Annotated in this window: 20 protein-coding genes; 8 read left to right on the top strand and 12 right to left on the bottom strand. The window is 62.0% G+C overall.

What is annotated here, in order from left to right; all coding sequences use genetic code 11:
* The first annotated feature begins 199 nt into the window (after positions 1-199).
* From aztA to ACWUKX_RS22105, 4 genes are all read left to right on the top strand, one after another.
* Complete coding sequence (gene aztA, locus ACWUKX_RS22120) at positions 200-1,006, top strand: zinc ABC transporter ATP-binding protein AztA (protein ID WP_456008971.1); 807 nt, start codon at positions 200-202, stop codon at positions 1,004-1,006.
* Positions 1,006-1,881, top strand: coding sequence for a zinc ABC transporter permease AztB (gene aztB, locus ACWUKX_RS22115; protein ID WP_456008987.1), 876 nt, complete (start codon positions 1,006-1,008; stop codon positions 1,879-1,881). Before aztA ends, aztB begins: the two co-directional genes overlap by 1 nt.
* Positions 1,882-1,903: 22 nt before the next feature.
* A complete protein-coding gene (aztC, locus tag ACWUKX_RS22110) occupies positions 1,904-2,842 on the top strand; it encodes a zinc ABC transporter substrate-binding protein AztC (protein WP_456008969.1) in 939 nt (312 codons plus the stop codon).
* Positions 2,843-2,995: 153 nt separating this feature from the next.
* The gene (locus tag ACWUKX_RS22105; RefSeq protein WP_095521799.1) at positions 2,996-3,334 is read left to right on the top strand and encodes a TIGR01244 family sulfur transferase; all 339 of its coding nucleotides are present in this window, start codon (positions 2,996-2,998) and stop codon (positions 3,332-3,334) included.
* Here the strand turns inward: ACWUKX_RS22105 and ACWUKX_RS22100 are convergent.
* Positions 3,331-3,798, bottom strand: coding sequence for an Lrp/AsnC family transcriptional regulator (locus ACWUKX_RS22100; RefSeq protein WP_077372472.1), 468 nt, complete (start codon positions 3,796-3,798; stop codon positions 3,331-3,333). The two genes, ACWUKX_RS22105 and ACWUKX_RS22100, sit on opposite strands and share 4 nt — an antisense overlap.
* A 141-nt stretch (positions 3,799-3,939) precedes the next feature.
* On the opposite strand from ACWUKX_RS22100, the gene hppD reads away from it, so the two are divergent.
* Positions 3,940-5,052, top strand: a complete 1,113-nt coding sequence (hppD, locus tag ACWUKX_RS22095) for a 4-hydroxyphenylpyruvate dioxygenase (RefSeq protein ID WP_456008967.1) — start codon at positions 3,940-3,942, stop codon at positions 5,050-5,052.
* A gap of 17 nt (positions 5,053-5,069) precedes the next feature.
* Here the strand turns inward: hppD and ACWUKX_RS22090 are convergent, their stop codons facing one another.
* The 4 genes from ACWUKX_RS22090 to hmgA form a co-directional block, all read right to left on the bottom strand.
* Positions 5,070-5,606 carry a DinB family protein gene (locus ACWUKX_RS22090; protein WP_456008966.1) on the bottom strand — a complete coding sequence of 179 codons (537 nt, stop codon included), beginning with the start codon at positions 5,604-5,606 and terminating at the stop codon, positions 5,070-5,072.
* 344 nt (positions 5,607-5,950) lie between these two features.
* Positions 5,951-6,964, bottom strand: coding sequence for a fumarylacetoacetate hydrolase family protein (locus ACWUKX_RS22085; protein ID WP_456008965.1), 1,014 nt, complete (start codon positions 6,962-6,964; stop codon positions 5,951-5,953).
* Positions 6,965-7,056: 92 nt separating this feature from the next.
* On the bottom strand, positions 7,057-7,929 hold the full coding sequence (locus tag ACWUKX_RS22080) for an MBL fold metallo-hydrolase (RefSeq protein ID WP_456008964.1): 873 nt from the start codon (positions 7,927-7,929) through the stop codon (positions 7,057-7,059).
* Complete coding sequence (gene hmgA, locus ACWUKX_RS22075; RefSeq protein WP_456008962.1) at positions 7,926-9,239, bottom strand: homogentisate 1,2-dioxygenase; 1,314 nt, start codon at positions 9,237-9,239, stop codon at positions 7,926-7,928. Before hmgA ends, ACWUKX_RS22080 begins: the two co-directional genes overlap by 4 nt.
* Positions 9,240-9,374: 135 nt before the next feature.
* Between hmgA and ACWUKX_RS22070 the strand changes: the two genes are divergently transcribed.
* Positions 9,375-9,812 (top strand): MarR family winged helix-turn-helix transcriptional regulator, encoded by a 438-nt coding sequence (locus tag ACWUKX_RS22070; protein WP_029354053.1) that lies wholly within the window; start codon positions 9,375-9,377, stop codon positions 9,810-9,812.
* A 4-nt stretch (positions 9,813-9,816) separates the two neighbouring features.
* Here ACWUKX_RS22070 and tdh read toward each other — a convergent pair whose 3' ends face one another.
* Complete coding sequence (tdh, locus tag ACWUKX_RS22065) at positions 9,817-10,851, bottom strand: L-threonine 3-dehydrogenase (protein WP_456008960.1); 1,035 nt, start codon at positions 10,849-10,851, stop codon at positions 9,817-9,819.
* A gap of 61 nt (positions 10,852-10,912) precedes the next feature.
* Positions 10,913-12,100 (bottom strand): glycine C-acetyltransferase, encoded by a 1,188-nt coding sequence (locus ACWUKX_RS22060; protein WP_456008958.1) that lies wholly within the window; start codon positions 12,098-12,100, stop codon positions 10,913-10,915.
* A gap of 289 nt (positions 12,101-12,389) precedes the next feature.
* Between ACWUKX_RS22060 and ACWUKX_RS22055 the strand changes: the two genes are divergently transcribed.
* The gene (locus tag ACWUKX_RS22055; protein WP_456008956.1) at positions 12,390-14,459 is read left to right on the top strand and encodes a putative bifunctional diguanylate cyclase/phosphodiesterase; all 2,070 of its coding nucleotides are present in this window, start codon (positions 12,390-12,392) and stop codon (positions 14,457-14,459) included.
* 54 nt (positions 14,460-14,513) lie between these two features.
* On the opposite strand, the gene ACWUKX_RS22050 is transcribed toward ACWUKX_RS22055, so the two are convergent.
* Positions 14,514-14,972: a PIN domain-containing protein gene (locus tag ACWUKX_RS22050; RefSeq protein ID WP_456008954.1), complete on the bottom strand. Its 459-nt coding sequence runs from the start codon at positions 14,970-14,972 to the stop codon at positions 14,514-14,516.
* Between the two features lie 42 nt (positions 14,973-15,014).
* Complete coding sequence (locus tag ACWUKX_RS22045; RefSeq protein WP_456008953.1) at positions 15,015-17,060, bottom strand: oxidoreductase; 2,046 nt, start codon at positions 17,058-17,060, stop codon at positions 15,015-15,017.
* Positions 17,061-17,194: 134 nt separating this feature from the next.
* Between ACWUKX_RS22045 and queF the strand changes: the two genes are divergently transcribed.
* Entirely contained in the window at positions 17,195-17,656 is a 462-nt protein-coding gene (gene queF, locus ACWUKX_RS22040; protein ID WP_456008951.1) for a preQ(1) synthase, read from the top strand.
* Between the two features lie 29 nt (positions 17,657-17,685).
* Here the strand turns inward: queF and ACWUKX_RS22035 are convergent, their stop codons facing one another.
* From ACWUKX_RS22035 to ACWUKX_RS22025, 3 genes are read right to left on the bottom strand one after another with little or no spacing between them, the layout of a single operon-like run.
* On the bottom strand, positions 17,686-18,870 hold the full coding sequence (locus tag ACWUKX_RS22035; protein WP_456008950.1) for a mandelate racemase/muconate lactonizing enzyme family protein: 1,185 nt from the start codon (positions 18,868-18,870) through the stop codon (positions 17,686-17,688).
* A gap of 7 nt (positions 18,871-18,877) precedes the next feature.
* Complete coding sequence (locus ACWUKX_RS22030; RefSeq protein WP_455838064.1) at positions 18,878-19,432, bottom strand: hypothetical protein; 555 nt, start codon at positions 19,430-19,432, stop codon at positions 18,878-18,880.
* Between the two features lie 4 nt (positions 19,433-19,436).
* Positions 19,437-19,916 carry a DUF3828 domain-containing protein gene (locus tag ACWUKX_RS22025; RefSeq protein WP_456008949.1) on the bottom strand — a complete coding sequence of 160 codons (480 nt, stop codon included), beginning with the start codon at positions 19,914-19,916 and terminating at the stop codon, positions 19,437-19,439.
* Positions 19,917-19,924 lie beyond the last annotated feature (8 nt).

The following is a 19,924-nucleotide window of genomic DNA, read 5'->3' as shown; positions in this document are numbered from 1 at the left end:
GCGCCTCTTTAGAGTCGCGGTCCACCGGGGGCAAGGTTGCATGAGCGAATCCTCTTGAGCCAGCAGGCGTGGGGCGAAAATAGGCACACGCCAAATTGCTCCGGTCGCCGCAATTCCGCCGGATTGACTTGTTGACTAATGTAATAACATCACATATCAACCGCCGCTGCCGTATTAGTCGTGTCCCACGGATCGTCACATGACCAAAACCTGCCTGACCTTCCGCGACCTGACACTGGGCTACAACAGCCATCCGGCAATCCATCATCTCGACGGCACGATCCGCCGGGGATCGCTGACCGCCGTCGTCGGCGCCAACGGCTCGGGCAAGTCGACCCTGATGAAGGGCATCGTCGGTGTGTTGAAGCCGATGGCCGGCACGGTTGTCCGCGAGCCCGGCGTGCGCGCCGCTTATCTGCCGCAACAGTCGGAGCTCGACCGCTCCTTTCCGGCCAGGGTCGTCGATCTGGTCTCCCTGGGCCTGTGGCCACGGCGCGGGCTGCTCGGCCGCCATACCAGGGAAGATCGCGATTCGGTCAGCCAGGCGCTGATGGCCGTCGGCCTCGGCGGCTTCGAAAAGCGCCCGATCGACACATTGTCGGGCGGCCAGCTGCAGCGCACGCTGTTTGCCCGCGTGCTGCTGCAGGACGCCGATCTCATCCTGCTCGACGAGCCGTTCAACGCCGTCGACACCAAGACCGTCGGCGACCTGATCACGCTGATCAAGCGCTGGCATGGTGAGGAGCGCACCATCATGGTGGTCGTTCACGACCTGGATCTGGTTCGCCATAATTTCCCCGAGACGCTGCTGCTGGCGCGCCAACCAATCGCCTGGGGCGAGACCAAGGAAACGCTGCGGCCGGAAAACCTGTTGCGCGCGCGCCGCTTCCATGAAGCCTGGGAGGAGAACGCGCCCTGGTGCGAGCCCGACAACCATGAGCACGGCGATCACCCTCACGATCATGGGCACGACCATCATCACGGTTCCGGGCCGAGGGCGGCATGATGGACGCGCTCTACGGTCTTTTCATCGCTCCGTTCGCCGATTTCGCCTTCATGCAGCGGGCGCTCCTCGGCTCACTGATGCTGTCGCTCGGCGCCTGCCCCGTCGGCGTCTTCCTGATGCTGCGCCGCATGAGCCTTTCCGGCGACGCCATGGCCCACGCCATCCTGCCAGGTGCCGCCGCCGGTTTCCTGTTCTATGGGCTGGAGATCCTGCCGATGACCATCGGCGGGTTGATTGCCGGCATTATCGTCGCGCTCGGCGCCGGCGCCGTCTCGCGCTTTACCATCCAGCGAGAGGATGCCTCGATGGCGGCCTTCTACCTGATTTCGCTGGCCATCGGTGTGCTGATGGTGTCGATCCGCGGCTCCAGTGTCGATCTCATGCATGTGCTGTTCGGCACCGTGCTGGCGCTCAACAATGAAGCGCTGACGCTGATCGGCGGCATCGTGCTGGTTACGCTGGTCAGCCTCGCCATCTTCTGGCGGGCGCTGGTCGCCGAATGTCTCGACCCGCTGTTCCTGCGTTCGGTCAGCCGGTTAGGCAGTCCGGTGCATTTCATCTTCCTCGGCCTCGTCGTGCTCAACCTGGTCGGCGGCTTTCAGGCGCTCGGCACGCTGCTTTCCGTGGGGCTGATGATGCTGCCTGCGGCCGCCGCCCGCTTCTGGACCATGCGCGTCGAGCCGATGTGCGTGCTGGCGGTGCTGATCGGCTTTGCCTCCTGCGTCGCGGGGCTGCTTCTGTCCTATCACGTGTCGCTGCCTTCCGGCCCGGCCATCATCCTGTCTGCGGGCGTCGTCTATTTTGCCTCGATCCTGTTCGGCACGCGCGGTGTCCTGCGCGCCCGTATTATCCATCACCGCCACAGAACCGCCTGATCCCAACAGAGGAGAGCTGTCCATGCTGAAATCGATCCGCGCCGCCTTGGCAATGAGCGTTATAACGTTAACTGCCTTTGGTGCGTCATCGGCCCTCGCGGAGCCGTTGAAAGTAGTCGCCAGCTTCACGATCATTGCCGATTTCGCAAAAAATGTCGGCGGCGACCGCATCAATCTGACCACCATCGTCGGGCCGGATGGCGATGCCCATGTCTACGAGCCGAGCCCGGCTGACGCGGTGGCGATGGCGAGTGCGGATGTGGTGCTGGTAAACGGCCTGCATTTCGAAGGCTTTCTGCAGCGCCTGGTCGACGCCAGCGCCACCAAGGCGACGATCGCCGTTCTGACCAAGGGCGTCACGCCGATCAACTTCAAACCCGAATTCGCCGATGCCGATGCCGCTGAAGGCGCCCATGCCGATGGCGATACGGCCACCGATCCGCATGCCTTCCAGTCGATTGCTAATGCCAAAATCTATGTAAAGAACATCGCCGACGCCTTCTGCACCGCCGACGCCGCGGGTTGCGAGAGCTACAACGCCAATGCCGCAGCATACACCGCGAAGCTCGATGCGGTCGAAGGCCAAGTGAAGGCGGCAATCCAGTCGATCCCGGAAGAGAAACGCGTGGTCATCACCTCGCATGACGCCTTCGGCTATTTCGAGAAGGCCTATGGCCTCACCTTCCTGGCCCCCGAAGGGGTGTCGACCGAGTCGGAGCCGTCCGCTGCCGACGTCGCCAAGCTGGTCAGCCAAGTGAAGCAGGACAAGGCGGCGGCTGTCTTCATCGAGAACATCACAAACGCGCGGCTGATCGAGCAGATCGCCAGCGAGACCGGCATCAAGGTGGGCGGCACGCTCTATTCGGATGCGCTGTCGCAGCCCGACGGCCCGGCCTCGACCTATATCGACCTGATGCACAACAACATCGCCCAGATCAAAGGCGCGATCCTCGGAAGCTGACTCGAGCGTGTCTATGCGATCGGGGCATTATCGCCCCGGTTGGATTTTCCGGCCTGCAATATCTATTTGGCAGAGAATTCCCCCGATGCGGATTGCAGCCCATGCCAGGGAGTGGCAAGACTGCCGCTAAATTCAGATTGCGAGGACAGAGCCATGGAATACCGTCAGATCAGCGAGGACTATTCGGTCTCCGGCCAGATCCAGCCCGAGGACGTCGCCGCCATCAAGGACGCCGGCTTCAAGAGCGTGATCTGCAACCGGCCCGACGACGAGCAACCCGGCCAGCCATCGGCCGACACCGTCAAGGCAGCAGTGGAGGGAGCCGGGCTTGCCTTCCGCTACATCCCGGTGATCAGCGGCCAGATCACGGCCGAAAACGTCGAGGACCAGGCCGAGGCGCTCGACGAACTCGAAGGCCCGGTGTTCGCCTATTGCCGTTCGGGCGCACGCTGCACCAATCTTTACGGACTGATCCAGCAGTCGAAGGGCTAAATCGGCAGCGCGCCGGTTTCCTTCAGCGTTTCGAGCACGATCGCCGTCTTCACGTGCTGCACTGATTCGTGCGGCAGAAGCACGCCGTTGACGAATTCCGACAGTGACTTCAGGTCCGGCGTCACCACCTTCAGGATGTAGTCCATCTCGCCGGTCAGCGCGTGTGCCTCCTGCACTTCCGGCAGCCGCGCCACCAATTCGCCGAAGCGTTGCGCATTGTCGCGGTTGTGGGTGGCGAGCGTCACCGAGATGACGTTGACCAGCGAGAAGCCGAGCTTGTCGCGGTCGAGCACCGCGCGATAGCCCCTGATGTAGCCGTCCTCCTCCAGCCTCTGGCGGCGGCGCGAACATTGCGACGCCGACAGGTTCACCCGTTCCGACAAATCGTTGTTGGTCAGCCGTGCGTCGCCCTGCAACAGAGCCATTATCTTGCGATCGAACTGGTCAACGCGCGCGTCATCCATGGATTCGTCTCCATACGTGCACAGTTCGCGCATCACTCGATCATTTAAAGCGTTTGAATGCAAGCACCATGCGCCCGTTCCGCGCTATGATTATGGGAAAATGGCCCTTTTCGGCCACAGAGCTCTTTGGAGGACAATACCATGGGCCCCTTCCCACACGACGCACCGCCCGCAAAGATCAGCAAGGCCAATCCCGCCGGCACCGACGGCTTCGAATTCGTCGAGTTCGCGCATCCCGAACCGGAAAAGCTCGCCGAGCTTTTTACCCGCATGGGCTATGTGCCGGTAGCCAATCACCGCACCAAGGACATCACCGTCTGGCGGCAGGGCGACATCAACTATGTCGTCAATGCCGAACCCGGCTCGCATGCGATGAAATTCGTCGACAAGCACGGCCCCTGCGCTTCCTCCATGGCCTGGCGGGTCGTCGATGCCAAGCATGCGTTCGACCATGCCGTCGCCAAGGGTGCGACGCCCTATGAAGGCAACGATAAAACGCTCGACGTGCCGGCGATATCAGGCATCGGCGGCTCGCTGCTTTATTTCATCGAGGTCTACGGCGACAAGGGCTCGGCCTACGATGCCGAGTTCGAATGGCTTGGCGCACGCGACCCGAAGCCGGAAGGCGTCGGCTTCTACTATCTCGACCACCTCACCCACAATGTCTATCGCGGCAACATGGACAAATGGTGGGATTTCTATCGCGACCTGTTCGGCTTCAAGCAGATCCATTTCTTCGACATCGACGGCAAGATCACCGGCCTGGTCAGCCGCGCCATCACTTCGCCCTGCGGCAAGATCCGTATCCCGCTCAACGAGTCCAAGGACGACACCAGCCAGATCGCCGAATATTTGAAGAAATATAATGGCGAAGGCATCCAGCACATCGCCGTCGGCACGGACGAGATCTACGGCGCCACCGACAGACTGGCAGCTAACGGGCTGAAGTTCATGCCGGGCCCGCCGGAAACCTATTATGATATGTCCCATGCCCGCGTGCACGACCATGACGAGCCGATCGAGCGGATGAAAAAGCACGGCATCCTGATTGACGGCGAAGGCGTGGTTGACGGCGGCACGACCAAGATCCTGCTGCAGATCTTTTCAAAAACCGTAATCGGCCCGATCTTCTTCGAATTCATCCAGAGGAAGGGCGACGAAGGCTTTGGCGAGGGCAATTTCCGCGCGCTGTTCGAATCGATCGAGCAGGACCAGATCAAGCGCGGCGTGCTGAAGGTGCAGGCAGCGGAGTAAGCGGCCGGTCGAGTGGCTTACAGTCCCAGCCGCTCGACCTCTTCTTTCCTGAGCTTCAGATCATAGTCCAGGAAGAACTCGTCGAGCTGCGGCGGCTTCACCGACGTGCCGGACAGCATGGCGTGCACCTGGCCGCGATGGTGGATGTCGTGGATGAAGAGGTGGGCGAGCAGATCGCCGATCCGCTCCGGTATTTTTCCGTCCTCGCGCCGGTCGGTGACGACACTGCGGTCGAGATCGTCTGGCAACAGACGATCGCAAAAGGCGATCAGCCGCCGGTCGGATGCAGCCTGGGCGGCAAACAGCGCTTGTGGTTCATCGAACGGCACGAAATCGTCATGGGCCGCGGCGCCAACGCCGCCCTGCTCGAGAAAATCGAGATAGAGATGATCGACAGCCAGGATGTGATTGAGCGTTGCCTTGATCGAGGGAAAGAAGCTGGTTCGCTCGGCTTCGAATTCACCAGGCTTAAGCTCCAGCACGGCGCGATAGAGCCGGTCGTTCGACCAAAGATTGTTGCGCGCCATGCGGCGATTATGGTCCAGCAAGTCCACGTCACATACTCGCCCAACCAGCCCAGGCAATCAAGTTCACAGCAATACCGATAGCACCTATGGCTAGCAGACGAGCGATCATGCCACGCCGCAGCGCTTGCGTTTCAACATCGCTTGCAACGTCCCGGTTCAAAGCGACGTAAATAAGCTTCGCCCGACGCGCAACGCTGCTGAAGTTGCGGAGTCTTTCAGATCGGTCCTCAACCTGATGGCAAAGTCGGATTGCCGAAATTAGAAGCCAGGCAGTAGCGATGCCACAAATTCCCACAAACCAGAGATAAGTAGCAGTGTACGGCATCCTGATCCTGCCAGCGCTTCGGAATGACGCTAGATATAGGATTGCTTCAAATTGCGTATTTCTCGACCTTCTGCTCAATCGCACCAAAAATCGAATGTCCGGTCCTGTCCTTCATCTCGATGCGCACAGTGTCGCCAAAGCGCAGGAACGGGGTTGTCGGTTCGCCGGCCTCGATCGTTTCGATCATGCGCAACTCGGCAATGCAGGAATAGCCGGCGCCGCCCGCGGAGACCGGCTTGCCCGGCTCGCCGTCGAGCTTGTTGGAGACCGTACCCGAACCGATGATCGTCCCGGCGGCCAGCGGCCGGGTTTTTGCGGCATGCGCGATCAGCGCCGGAAAATCGAAGGTCATGTCCACGCCGGCGTTAGCCCGGCCGAATGGCTTGCCGTTGAGGTCGACCAGCAGCGGCAGGCTGACCTTGCCGCCATCCCAGGCATCGCCGAGTTCGTCCGGCGTTACCGCGACCGGCGAAAAAGCCGAGGACGGTTTCGACTGGAAGAAGCCAAAACCCTTGGCAAGCTCTGGCGCGGTGAGGGAGCGCAGCGTGACGTCATTGACCAGCATGACCAGCCGGATCGCGGCTCTTGCCTCATCGAGGCTTGCCCCCATCGGCACATCGTCGACGACGACAGCGACTTCCCCTTCCATGTCGACGCCAAGAGCCTCGTCGACCGCGCGGATCGGGTCACGCGGCGCGAGGAAACTGTCCGAACCACCTTGGTAGATCAGCGGATCGGTCCAGAAGCTTGCCGGCATCTCGGCGCCGCGCGCCTTCCGCACCAGCTCGACATGGTTCACATAGGCGGAACCATCCGCCCATTGGTAGGCGCGCGGCAACGGCGAATGGGCATCATGCTCGTGAAAACGCGCTGACGGCACCGCATTATTCTCCAGCGATTCCGCTATTGTCGCCAGATGCGGGGCGATGCGGCTCCAGTCGTCGAGCGCGGCCTGCAGCGTCCTCACGAGGAACGAGGCATCGGTAAAGCGCGTCAGGTCGCGCGAGACGACGACCAACTTTCCGTCGCGCGTCCCGTCCTTCAATGTGGCAAGCTTCATGCGGTTTCCTCTCCAGTTGCGGGTTTGGTGCCGCTTTAGATTCTTGTTTTAAGCATGATCTTTTTCCGAAAACCGGTTCCCACTTTTCGGGATCAATGCTTGAGTTCCACAACAAGGCCGTCGCGGGCGATCGTCAAGTCTCCGGCCCATGTTTTCCTGACCGCGACGATCCATTCGGCCTCGCCGATCTCGGAATCGTCGGCGGGAATGAGGTGGTTGAGCACCAGTCTGCCTACCCCGGCATCGGTCGCGATTTGTCCCGCCTCCCCGGCAAGACTGTGGCTGGCGAGCAGATGCTCTCTGAGCCGCGCGCCGTTTCCGGTTTTCGCGACGAGCCGCTCGATGCCCTCCTCCAGCATCGCTTCATGGACGAGGATGTCGGCGCCTTTGGCAAAATCGGCCAATGGCGGAAAGAATGCCGTATCGGCGGAGAACACCACGCTTTGTCCGGCATGCTCGAAGCGCACCGCGAAGCAGTCGGTCACCGGCGGATGGTCGACGCGCAGCGCCGAAACCTTCAGGCCACGTTCCTCCATTACCGGGCCTTCGCTGAATTCGATAATCGAAACCATATCTTCGATATCAGGCCGGCCTTCGTCGACAATGCGTGTCTCGATGTCGAATTCCATCGCCTGACAAAAACGCTGCCAGTAATGGCCGGTGCCGGGCGGGCCGAACACGGTGACCGGTGTCGCCAAACCCGCCGTCCAGGCGGTGTGGACCAGCGGACCGAGTTCCAGCACATGGTCGGAATGCAGATGCGTGATGAAGACCAGGTCTAGCGCCTTCAGGCTGATGCCGGAGTCGGCCAGCCCGCGCGTCACGCCAAGCCCGCAATCGACGACGATGTTGCGCCCGCCGATCTCCAACACCGATGAACTCGGCCACGGTCCGCCCGGCCGAAGTGCCGGGCCGCCCTTCGAGCCCAGCAGCACCAGCCGATCCCGCGTTGGATCAGCGCTCAAGACCAGTCGCCCTCCGGCGTGCCGTTGAAGCGCTTCTTCAGATCGGCCCAGCAGTCGATGTAATTGTCCTGCCGGGTTTCGAGCTCGGCGGCGTAGCGGGTCAGCATCTGCGGGAATCGGGTCTCGAACATGAAGGCCATGGTGTTGTCCAGCTTGACCGGTTTCAGCTCAGCGCGCGAGGCCTTTTCGAAGCCAGACGCGTCAGGCCCGTGGGCCAGCATCAGATTGTGCAGGCTGATGCCGCCCGGAACGAAGCCCTCCTCCTTGGCGTCGTACTGGCCGTGGATCAGGCCCATGAACTCGCTCATGATGTTGCGGTGGTACCAAGGCGGGCGGAACGTGTTTTCAGCCACAAGCCAGCGCGGCGGGAAGATGACGAAGTCGATGTTGGCGGTGCCCTCCTCGCCGCTCGGCGCGGTCAGCACTGTGAAGATCGATGGATCGGGATGGTCGAACAGGATCGCGCCGACCGGCGAAAAGGTCGCTAGATCATATTTATAGGGCGCGTAATTGCCGTGCCACGCCACCACGTCGAGCGGCGAATGATCGAGTTCGCTGACATGAAACTGCCCGCACCATTTCACGATCAGCCGGCAAGGCGTCTCCTTGTCCTCGAACCATGCGCAAGGCGTCTTGAAATCGCGCGGATTGGCCAGGCAATTGGCGCCGATCGGGCCACGATCCGGCAGCGTCAGCTTGGCGCCGTAATTCTCGCAGACATAGCCGCGCACTGTTTCATCGACCAGTTCGACCTTGAACACGAGGCCGCGCGGCAGCACGGCGATCTCGCCCGGTCGCAATTCGATGACGCCCATTTCGGTAACGAAGCGCAGGCTGCCGACCTGCGGCACGACCAGCAGCTCACCGTCGGCGTTGAAGAAGTGGTCGTCGACCATCGAACGGTTGGCGACATAGACATGAGCCGCCATGCCGGTCTGGCCGAGCACGTCGCCAGCGGTGGTGATGCTGCGGATGCCGGCAATGAAGTCGGTCGGCTCCTTCGGCATCGGCACCGGGCTCCAGCGATATTGGCCGAGCGCCAGTTCGTGATCGCCGACATTCGGCGCGCTCTTCCACAGCGGATAGTTCGCTGGTTTGAAGCGGCCGGTGTGCCTGACGCTCGGCCTGATGCGATAGAGCCAGGAGCGCTCGTTGGTGCCGCGCGGCGCGGTGAAGGGCGAGCCGGAAAGCTGCTCGGCATAGAGACCGTAGGCCGGCCGCTGCGGCGAATTCCGCCCCTGCGGCAGCGAGCCAGGCAAGGTTTCGGTTTCGAAGTCGTTGCCGAACCCCGGCATGTAGGAATAGGCCATGGCATCCTCCCTGGAAACTGACAGAGCGCTCCTCGCCTCCAACGGTTGCGGCACGCTGGCATTGACGTAATTGGTTTCATTTGTAACCATCGAAAATGTAACTATCAACCGCGGTGTCTGCCGGGATACAAAATCATGGACGTCCTGGAACTCGAAAGCTTCCTGCCCTACCGGCTCTACCGGCTCGCCGATGCCGTCAGCCGCGAATTCTCAAGGATTTACAAGGATCGCCACGGCCTGACGCGGCCCGAATGGCGCACGCTGGCCGGTCTAGGACAGCACGGCAGCATGACCGCGACGGCGCTCGGCGAACAGTCGGCGATGCACAAGACCAAGGTTTCGCGCGCCGTCGCCGAGCTCGAACGGCGCCGCTGGCTCACGCGAAAACCGGATGAAAATGACCGCCGAATCGAGCACCTGATGCTGACTGGGGCGGGCCTTGCCGCCTATCGCGAGATGGTGCCGCTAGCAAAGGCGTTCGAGCAGGAATTGCTGGCAAAGCTCAGCGCTGGCGAGCGCACCGCGATCACAAATGGATTGGGTGCGCTCAAGGAGGCTCTGGGCAAGGACTAGGCGCTCACCAGTCCATCACCACCTTGCCCGAATTGCCGCTGCGCATCGCGTCGAATCCGGTCTGGAAATCGTCGATGCCGATGCGGTGGGTGATGAGGCCGGTGACGTCGAGCGGGCCTTGCACCAGTGCGATCATCTTGTACCAGGTCTCGAACATCTCGCGGCCATAGATGCCCTTGAGATGCAGCATCTTGAAGATGACCTTGTTCCAGTCGATCTCGAAGCCGGTCGGCGCGATGCCTAGAATGGCGATCTTGCCGCCATTATTCATGGCGTCGATCATGTCGCGGAAGGCGGGTGCGGCGCCAGACATTTCGAGGCCGACGTCAAAACCTTCGGTCATGCCGAGCGCCGGCATGATATCGCGCAGCTTTTCCTTCGACGCGTCGACCACATGCTGGACGCCGAGCTTTTTCGCCAGCGCCAGGCGCACCGGGTTGATGTCGGTAATGACCACTTTTCGCGCGCCAACGCACTGCGCCACCAGAGCACCCATGATGCCGATCGGCCCGGCGCCGGTGACCAGCACGTCCTCGCCGACGAGATCGAAGGACAATGCCGTGTGCACGGCATTGCCTAGGGGATCGAAGATTGCGGCGATCTCGTCGGGCACGTCGTCGGGAATCGGCACGACATTGTGCTGCGGGATCGCCAGATATTCGCCGAAGGCGCCCGGCCGGTTGACGCCGACGCCGAGCGTGTTGCGGCACAGATGCCCCCTGCCCGCCCTGCAGTTGCGGCAATGGCCGCAGACGATATGGCCTTCGCCCGAAACACGCTGGCCGATCTTGTATTCGGTGACCGCCGCGCCGAAGTCGGCGACCGTGCCGACGAACTCGTGGCCGGTCACCATCGGCACCGGCACGGTCTTTTGCGCCCACTGGTCCCAATTGTAGATGTGAACGTCGGTACCGCAGATCGCTGTCTTCGTGATCTTGATCAGAACGTCGTTCGGGCCGATTTCCGGCACCGGCACCTCTTCCATCCAGATGCCCGGCTCGGCCTTGGCCTTGACCAGTGCCTTCATCATGTTCGACATTCTTTTGTCCCTTGAATCTCTTGATCCGAATGATCCGAAATCGCTTTTCTGTTCCGGCCGTTCAGGAAATCACACCGAGTTCGCGCCCGATCGCGCCGAACGCCTCGACCGCGCGATCGATGTCGGCGCTGGAATGGGCGGCCGACATTTGGGTGCGGATGCGCGCCTGGCCCTTCGGCACCACCGGAAACGAGAAGCCGATGACATAGATGCCGCGCTTCAGCATGCGCGCCGCCATCTCCTGCGCCAGCGTCGCATCGCCCAGCATGACCGGGATGATCGGATGATCGGCGCCTGCAAGCGTAAAGCCGAGCTTACCCATTTCAGACCGGAAGCGCGCCGCATTGGCATAGAGGCGCTGACGCAGCGCATCGCCATTGCCGATCTGTTCGAAAACCCGGATCGAGGCGCTCGCAATCGCCGGCATCAGCGTGTTGGAAAACAGATAGGGACGCGAGCGCTGGCGCAACCAGTCGACCACTTGGCTCTTGCCCGATGTGTAGCCGCCCGACGCGCCGCCCAGCGCCTTGCCGAGCGTGCCGGTGATGATATCCACCCTGCCCTCAACGCCGCAATGCTCGGCCGAGCCGCGGCCGTTCCTGCCAACGAAGCCGACTGCATGGCTGTCATCCACCATTACCATTGCATCGTACTTCTCGGCGAGATCGCAGACGCCCTTCAGATTGGCGATGATGCCGTCCATGGAAAATACACCATCGGTGGCGATCAGCCGAAAACGGCAATCCCTTGCCTCCTTCAGCCGCGCCTCCAGATCGGCCATGTCGTTGTTGGCATAGCGGAAGCGCTTCGACTTCGACAGCCGCACGCCGTCGATGATCGAAGCGTGGTTCAGCGCGTCGGAGATGACCGCATCCTCCTCGCCGAGCAGCGTCTCGAACAGGCCGCCATTGGCATCGAAGCACGAGCCGTAGAGGATCGTATCCTCCATGCCGAGGAAGCCAGAAATCGTCGCCTCGAGCTGCTTGTGCTCTTCCTGCGTGCCGCAGATGAAGCGCACCGACGCCATGCCATAACCATAGCGGTCGAGTGCCTGCTTGGCCGCGTCGCGCAATTCGGCGCTGTCTGCGAGGCCGAGATAATTGTTGGCGCAGAAATTCAGCACCTTTTCGCCACCCACCTCGATCTCGGCCGACTGCGTCGAGGTGATCACCCGCTCGGATTTGTAGAGGCCGGCCGATTTCAGCCCTTGAAGCTCGCTATCGATATGGGAGAGGAATGCCGCACTCATGATCAGGCCCTGTTGAGATTGAATGGACTGTCGCCCCGCGCGGGCGAAAAATCCACCGCAAAAGCGACCGCTTCGGTGATGCGACGGTCAGTGACCAGAATGTGGCTAGAATGCCGCCAACTGGCGGATGCTCAAATGCAGCTGCGGCGCGAAAGAACGCGATAACCATTTCGCGAGCTTTCCACCGCTGCCGCTGTCGCAGCTCTGTCGACTTCCAGAGCTGTTAACACTTTCAAGCCAATGGTTCTCACACCTAACAATCTGTCGGCGAGAGGGACCGCCTCAGAAAATGTCGCAGCAACCGGTGCAAACCATTTCGGGCAGGCTTATACTGTTGATCAAGGCCGGCTATTGGCTGGCGCTGCTGATCATTGCAGCCATGGTGATGGCCTCCTTCATCCTTCTCCAGCAGATGATGGCTGACCAGCGGCACGACGATACGCTGCTCGATATTGTCGGCATGCAAAAGACGCTGTCGCAACGCATTGTCTTCCTTGCCAACGCGGCAGGTACTGCTTCGCGCAACCAACAACCGGCTCTGGTCACCGCATTCAAACAGGCCACGGCGGAGTTCGAGAGGAACTATGACCTTCTGCTCGAGCGGGTCGTCGCCGACCCGGCGTCACCGGCAAGGTTCGATCCGAAATCAGTCGAGAGCGTGCTTTTCGCCAAGCCGTTTCATCTCGACTACTTCTCGGTCGGGCTTATCGCCAACGCCCAACGCCTGGTTTCGGCGTTCGAATCACGACTCGGCATGGCCGATAATGGCGGCTACAAGGGCGGCGGCGAACGCGTCAACCTCGACGCTTCCATCGCCAATGCGACCCTGTCGGGCTATGCGGCACTCGGCCAGCGCATCAGCGCCCATGCCGATGCGCGATCGGAAACACTTCTCGATCTCCATCGAACGCTGTTCTACACCACCATCGGCGTCATCGTGCTGGTGGCACTTTTCATCTTCAGGCCGATGTCGAACGCCATCCTGCGCAAGACACACGAACTGATCGATGCCCGGAATTCCATGGCTTTCATCGCCGTGCATGACGGCCTTACCGGCCTGCACAACCGCACCTTCCTGACCGACCATTTCGATACGCTGATCAAGGGTGCACAGCGTCGGCGAGAGCGGCTTGCGGCGGTCCACCTCGACCTCGACCGGTTCAAGCAGATCAACGACACGCTTGGCCACGCCGCCGGCGACTATGTGCTGGTGGTGACGGCGCAGCGCATGCGCGATTCCTGCCGGGCATCGGATCTCTGCGTGCGTCTCGGCAGCGACGAGTTCGTAATGATCCTCAATGGTGCCGGCGGCACCGAGGACATCAACATGGTCGCCAGGCGCGTGCTGACGCAGATCAACGAACCGATCGTCTTTCAGGGCACGACCATCCTTCCAGGCGCCAGCGCCGGCGTCGCCGTCTATCCGGTCGACGCCGACAATGCGCAAGATCTGCTCGTCCATGCCGACCTCGCGCTCCACTCCGCCAAGAAGCAGAGTGGCAGTCTCTCATTCTTCTCCGAGGAATTGCGGCATGAACTCGATTACCGCAAGCAGCTCGAGCATGACATTAGGATCGCAATCGCGGAGAAGGCGTTCCAGGTCTATTTCCAGCCACAGGTTTCGTTGTCGAACGGTACGATCGGCGGCATCGAGGCGCTGGTTCGCTGGGAACATGCCGAGCGCGGCATGATCACACCGGGCGAGTTCATTCCCGTCGCCGAGAAATGCGGACTCATGCCTGCGATCGGCCGCATTGTCATCGCCAAGGCAATCAGCGAGGCGGCCGAGTGGAACCGCGCCGGCGTCGCCTTCGGACGGCTCGCGGTCAACGTATCCGGCAGCGAATTGCGCGAGCCCGATTTCGACGCCTTCCTCTTCGATACGCTGGAAAAGGCCGGCCTGCCGCCACAAAGACTTTCGCTGGAAATCGTCGAATCCGTGATTCTCGACGACGAGAAGACCGGCATCGCAGCAAAGCTACGGCACATCCGCGCCGCCGGTGTTCATCTCGAACTCGACGATTTCGGCACCGGCTACGCCTCGCTCAGCCACGTCAACCCGAACGAGATCGACCGGCTGAAGATCGATCGCCGCTTCGTCCAGAACATCAATGAGAACGGCGACAACACCAAGATCGTGCGAGCCATCACCGAACTCGCCCGCGGCCTCGGCATCTCGATCATCGCCGAGGGCGCAGAAACCGAGGCCGAGCTCGATTCGCTGATGGCGATCGGCTGCGACCAGGTGCAGGGCTATTCCATCGCCTTCCCGATGCCGCAGGACAAGGCACGCCAATGGCTGGTCGCGCGGGCGCCGAAGAGAGCCAGGCTAACGGTGCTGCAGGGAAGGTTGGCGTAAGGCGCCAGCCCTGACATGCCTCTTTGGAAATGGCGGCCTGACGGGTGAGTCCGGCTAAGGCCGATCTGCCGCTGACTCCCGCAATGGTGGCAAATTCTTCAGCGGATTGAGCATCGGCACCCCGAGCGGTGCAAAATGACGCTCGCTGTCCGTCAGTATCGTCAAACCGTGGACCTCGGCCGTAGCGGCGATCGCTATGTGTTCGAACCCTGGCCGATGCGCCCTTGCCCGATCAAGAATAGACCCGGCGGCATGTGCGGTGCGCAAATCGAAGGGAAGAACCCTTTGTCCGTAAAGGTGCTCGACCGCTTGCCACCAATTGCGTAGCAAAGCCGCCTTTGTCGTCGCACCCTCGCGCTGGGCCTTGGCTATCCCTGCGGCGATTTCGGATACAGTGACAACGGACAGGAACAGGTAATCGCTGGCTTTGTCGAGCCACGTTGCCAGCGCCGCCCGATCCGCCTTCTTGGCCGGAGCGATTGCTGAGATGATGTTGGTGTCCAGCAGAAACATCAGGACAATCGTTACAACGCGACCACCAATCCAAAGCGATCCTCAGATCCGCAGGCTGAACCTGATGCCGTCATAGATCGCTGCGTGGATGTTGCGAGATGCAACCGCATCGCCGATGCGGAAGAGCACGAAACCGCCTTGCGGATTGCGCGCCGGAAAAATGTCGCCGCCATTGACCAGCCGCTCGTAGTCGACCGCGCCGCCATTCTTCGACAGCGGTTTCAGTGCGAGATAGAGGTCATCGAGCGGCAGCGTGCCGTGCTCGACCACCACCTGATCGACCCGCCGCTCGCCGCGCCAGCCGTCGGCGAAGTCTGAGCCGAGCTCCGCAACCAGTTGATTGCCCTCGCGCCGTACCGAGCGCAGCCGTGTGTTTATAGTGATGGTGACGCCCTTCTCCTGGAAGGCGCGCATATACGGCACGTGATTCATGCCGCCCATTTCCGGGGCGAAGAAGCGTTCGGGCGAAACAAGCTCCAGCCTTGCGCCGCTGCCCGCGATCAGCTCGGCGGCTCCCATGCCTTGATGGCCACCATTGTCGTCATAGAGCAGCACGTTTTCGGCCGGCTTGACGCTGCCGGCCATGATATCCCAGCTCGATGTGACGAGATTGTCGCCCGCCGCCAGCGGCGGGTTCTGGGGCAGGCCGCCGGTGGCTATCACCACTACGTCGGGCGACAGCGCCAGAACATCGTCCTTCTCCGCCCAGGTGTCATAGCGGATCTCGACGCCGAGCCGGTCGAGTTCGGCCAGCCGCCAGTCGATGATGCCGATCAGTTCCTTGCGGCGCGGGTTCTGTGTCGCCAGCCGCACCTGGCCGCCGGCCTGGCTCGACGCTTCCAGCACCGTGACCTGGTGCCCGCGCTCGGCAGCGACACGCGCCGCCTCCAGCCCGCCGGCCCCAGCGCCGACGACGACCACGTTTCGCTTCGGTCCCTCGGTCCTGCGGATGATGTGCGGGATATCGGCCTCCCGGCCGGTTGCCGCGTTGTGGATGCACAGCGCCTCGCCGCCTTCATAGATGCGGTCGAGGCAGTAAGTGGCGCCGACGCAAGGGCGGATCTCGTGCTCGCGGCCCTCCATTACTTTCCGAACGATGTGCGGATCGGCGATGTGGGCGCGGGTCATGCCGACCATGTCGAGCTTGCCGGTGGCGATGGCGTGACGCGCGGTGGCGACATCGGCAATCCGCGCCGCATGGAAGGTCGGGAATTTTGTCGCCGCCCTGACCTCACCGGCGAAGTCGAGATGCGGCGACGAGCGCATGCCGGTCACCGGGATGACCCTGGTCAGCGCGGCATCGGTTTCGATCGAGCCGCGGATGATGTTGAGGAAATCGACCTTGCCGGAGCCGGCCAGCCGCCTAGCGATCTCGACGCCTTCCTGCTTCGACAGGCCCTTCTCAAAATCCTCGTCGGCGACCATGCGAATGCCGACGACGAATTTGTCGCCGACCGCTGCCCGCACCGCGTCGAGCACCATGCCGGTGAAGCGCAAGCGGTTGTCTAGCGAGCCGCCGAAATCGTCGTCGCGCTGGTTGGTGGCGGGCGACCAGAAGCCGTCCATCAGGTGGCCATAGGCCTCGAACTCGATGCCGTCGAGGCCGGCGGCCTGGCAGCGCTGGGCGGCGGCGGCGTAGTCAGCGACGATGCGCTCTATATCCCAGTCCTCGATGGTCTTTGGGAAGGCGCGGTGCGCCGGCTCGCGCACCGGCGAGGCGGACAGCACCGGAAGCCAGTCGGCCTTGTTCCAGCCGGTGCGGCGGCCGAGATGGGTGATCTGGATCATCACCTTGCAGTCATGCTCGTGGCAGGCATCGGCGAGTTCGGTGAGCCACGGCACGATGCGGTCGTCATAGACATGCAGGTTGCCGAAGGCGGCCGGGCTGTCGCGCGAGACGATCGCCGAACCGGCGGTCATGGTCAGCGCCATGCCGCCCTTGGCTTTTTCGGCGTGGTAGAGCCGGTAACGTTGCTTCGGCATACCGTCCTCGGAATAGGCCGGCTCATGGCTGGTCGACATGACCCGGTTCTTCAGCGTCAGATGTTTGAGCTGATAGGGCCGGAGAAGCGGATCGTTGGTGGTCATCGTCTTCCTACTGTTTCAAATTGTGCTAAAGAGCGGCAAATTTTTGTTTTTACGCTCGTTGTCCAAAACCGCTGCGCACCCTCGGGTCTGGCCCGTGGGCAGGCTTTGGGCGACATGCAGTAGGGAACCCGCCCATGATCGATACGAAAAACCTTACCCAGCTCGGCACCAACGTCGAGACGCCACAGAGCCCTGAGGCGGCAGTCCTGGAAACCGTGCCGTTTTCGCGCGGCGACGGGCCCCCGGCCATCGTCCGCTTCACCTGCCCGGAATTCACGTCGCTTTGCCCGGTCACCGGCCAGCCGGACTTCGCCCATATCGTCATCGACTATGCGCCCGATACGCTGCTGGTGGAATCGAAGTCGCTCAAGCTGTTCATGACCTCGTTTCGCAACCATGGCGCCTTCCATGAAGAGTGCACCGTCATGATCGGCCGCCGCATTGTCGCCGCGACCAAACCACTGTGGTTGCGCATAGGCGGCTATTGGTATCCGCGCGGCGGCATTCCGATCGACGTGTTCTGGCAGACCGGCGCGCCGCCGGAAGGCGCATGGCTGCCCGACACCGGTGTTGCGCCCTATCGCGGGCGCGGCTGAGCCTGAGTTTCTACGGAAAATACGTTGCATCAGTTGAGCGGCAGCCGCCGGTAGCGGCCAGGGTTGTTCGGGTCGCTGAAATGGCCCATCGGCCCATGCTCGGCGAAGTGCCCCGCCCAGCGCTTCATCGCAGAGGGATCAAGCTCAACGCCCAATCCGTTGCCCTCCGGCACACGCACCGTGTTGCCCGCCTGCCGGAACGGACCGTCCTTGATAACGTCGCCGATCTGCCAGCGAAACAGCGATTGCGATGCTTCGGTAATCCATGGCGTCGCCGCCACGACATGCAGATAGGCTGATGTCATGATGCCGAGGTCGTTGGAATAGCACCAAAAACCCTTGCCCATCGCCTCACAGGCGGCAATGAACTTCAGGGTTTTCGACAAGCCGCCGAGTGCTGCGAAATTGCAGACGAAGTAATCCGGCGCGCCAAGCGCGACGGCCCGTCTGAGATCCGGGATGTGCGTGGAGAACGGAATGCGCGAATGCTGGCGCAGCGCCGCCATCTCCTCGAAGGTCGCGACCGGATCCTCATAATTGCGGATGTTGAACGGCTCGATCTCGCGCAGCACCCAGCGCGCCGTGGTCAGCGACCACTGCATGTTGGAATCGAGTTTGATCTGCGCCTTATCGCCAAGCGCCTCGCGCAGCATGCGCACGGTCCTGATCTCGAGCTCGGGATCGCCCATGATCAGCTTGCCCTCGAAGATGGTCGAGCCATGCTCCTCGCGCATCTTTAGGCAGTACTCGACGATCGCTTCGGACGTCATCTCGCCGCCCGCTCCATTCTGCGCGGCGCGAAACGAAAAATATTCCGAAAACGGAATGTCCTTGCGCACCGCGCCGCCGAGGAGTTTGTAGAGCGGCATGCCGAAGACCTTGCCTCTGATGTCCCACAGCGCCAGCTCGACGGCTCCGAACGCCACTGATGCGGCATTCTCGCCGGTGTTGGCGGTAATCTGCCAGGGCGGCACGCAGCGCGCCTCGCAGTCGGCAATGTCGAGCGGATCGGCGCCGATCAGCGCCGGCGCGATCTCGGCCTTGATCATCTCGCCGAAATGCCACCACGGCGCCTCGCCTAGTCCGACTACCCCTTCGTCCGTCTCGACCTCGATGATCGACTTCGAGGCGCCGCCATAAAGTCCGGCCGTCCACCAGAATGGGGCGTCTAGCGGAACGTTGACATGGGTGACGCGGATGTTGGTGATCTTCATCGTCTGCCTACTCGCATTGGTACTGGCTGAGCGCCCATTCGCCGGTCACCGACAGAAGGTCTGATACCTTCCAGTCGCCGTCGACTTTCCTGAATTTCCACTCCAGCCGGTGCGGATTGCCGGCGACGACGAAGGCGACGACCACCTTGGCTTCGTCGCCCTTGACCGCTTCAATGGTCTTGAGGCTCTTATCGATTTCGGTCTTGTCGTATTCCGCATTGTCCAGCGCCATGTTGGGATCGAGGCATTCGCCCTGCCCGGATTTCCGCAGCGCATCGCTCTTGTCGAGCACCGACTTCGCGGGATCGGCGAAGTGGCTGCGCTGGGCCGGATCGAGCTCGAGCCCGACATGCTCGTAGAACGGTTTCACCACCGCCGTTGGCGAACCCAGCCGCACCGGCGCTGCCGGGGCGCTATCAGTCGGCTGGGACGCGGTCGGCGAAGTTGCAGCATTATCGGCCGGCGCATTTGCGGGCGGCGCGCCGAACAGGCCTTGAGCGGCGGTGCTGCTCAAGCCCGCTGCCAGCAGGCACACAGTCGCCAGGGCCAGGGCGCGGGCCATAGCATCACTCCGGAGTCTGGCCAGCCAGGCACTCGAGCGCACTCAGTGTCCAGCCACTGCTCTTCGAGGTGATGTCGGCGACCTTCCATTTGCCGTCAACCTTCTTCAGCGACCAGACCATTTCGCGTTTGGAGTCATCGCCTTCCGGGAAAAGGTTGAAGGTCACTGTCACGCTGGCGCTGTCGCCATCCACTGTTTCAGACAGCTTCAGTGTCTTGGCGACTGTCTCCTCGTCATAGTCCTGCGCGTCGAGACCGGGGGCGAAGTCGATGCAAGGCACCTCGTCCGGCTTCTTCTTCTGTGCCTGGTCGTTGAGGTCGAACAACTTGGTCACCGGCTCGGTGAAACGGTCGCGGTATTTCGCGTCGGGCTCGAATTTGACCTCGGGCATATAGAAGAATTTCACCGCATTGGCTGCCGGCCCGGCCAGAGCGGGCGCAGGCGCTGCGATCGAGAGAGCGGCGGCAAGAACAGTCAGTCTCATCCGATAAT

This window comes from Mesorhizobium sp. f-mel (assembly GCF_053850215.1).
The sequence above is the reverse complement of the archived record's forward strand: the minus strand, read 5'-3'. Positions and strand labels throughout refer to the sequence as shown.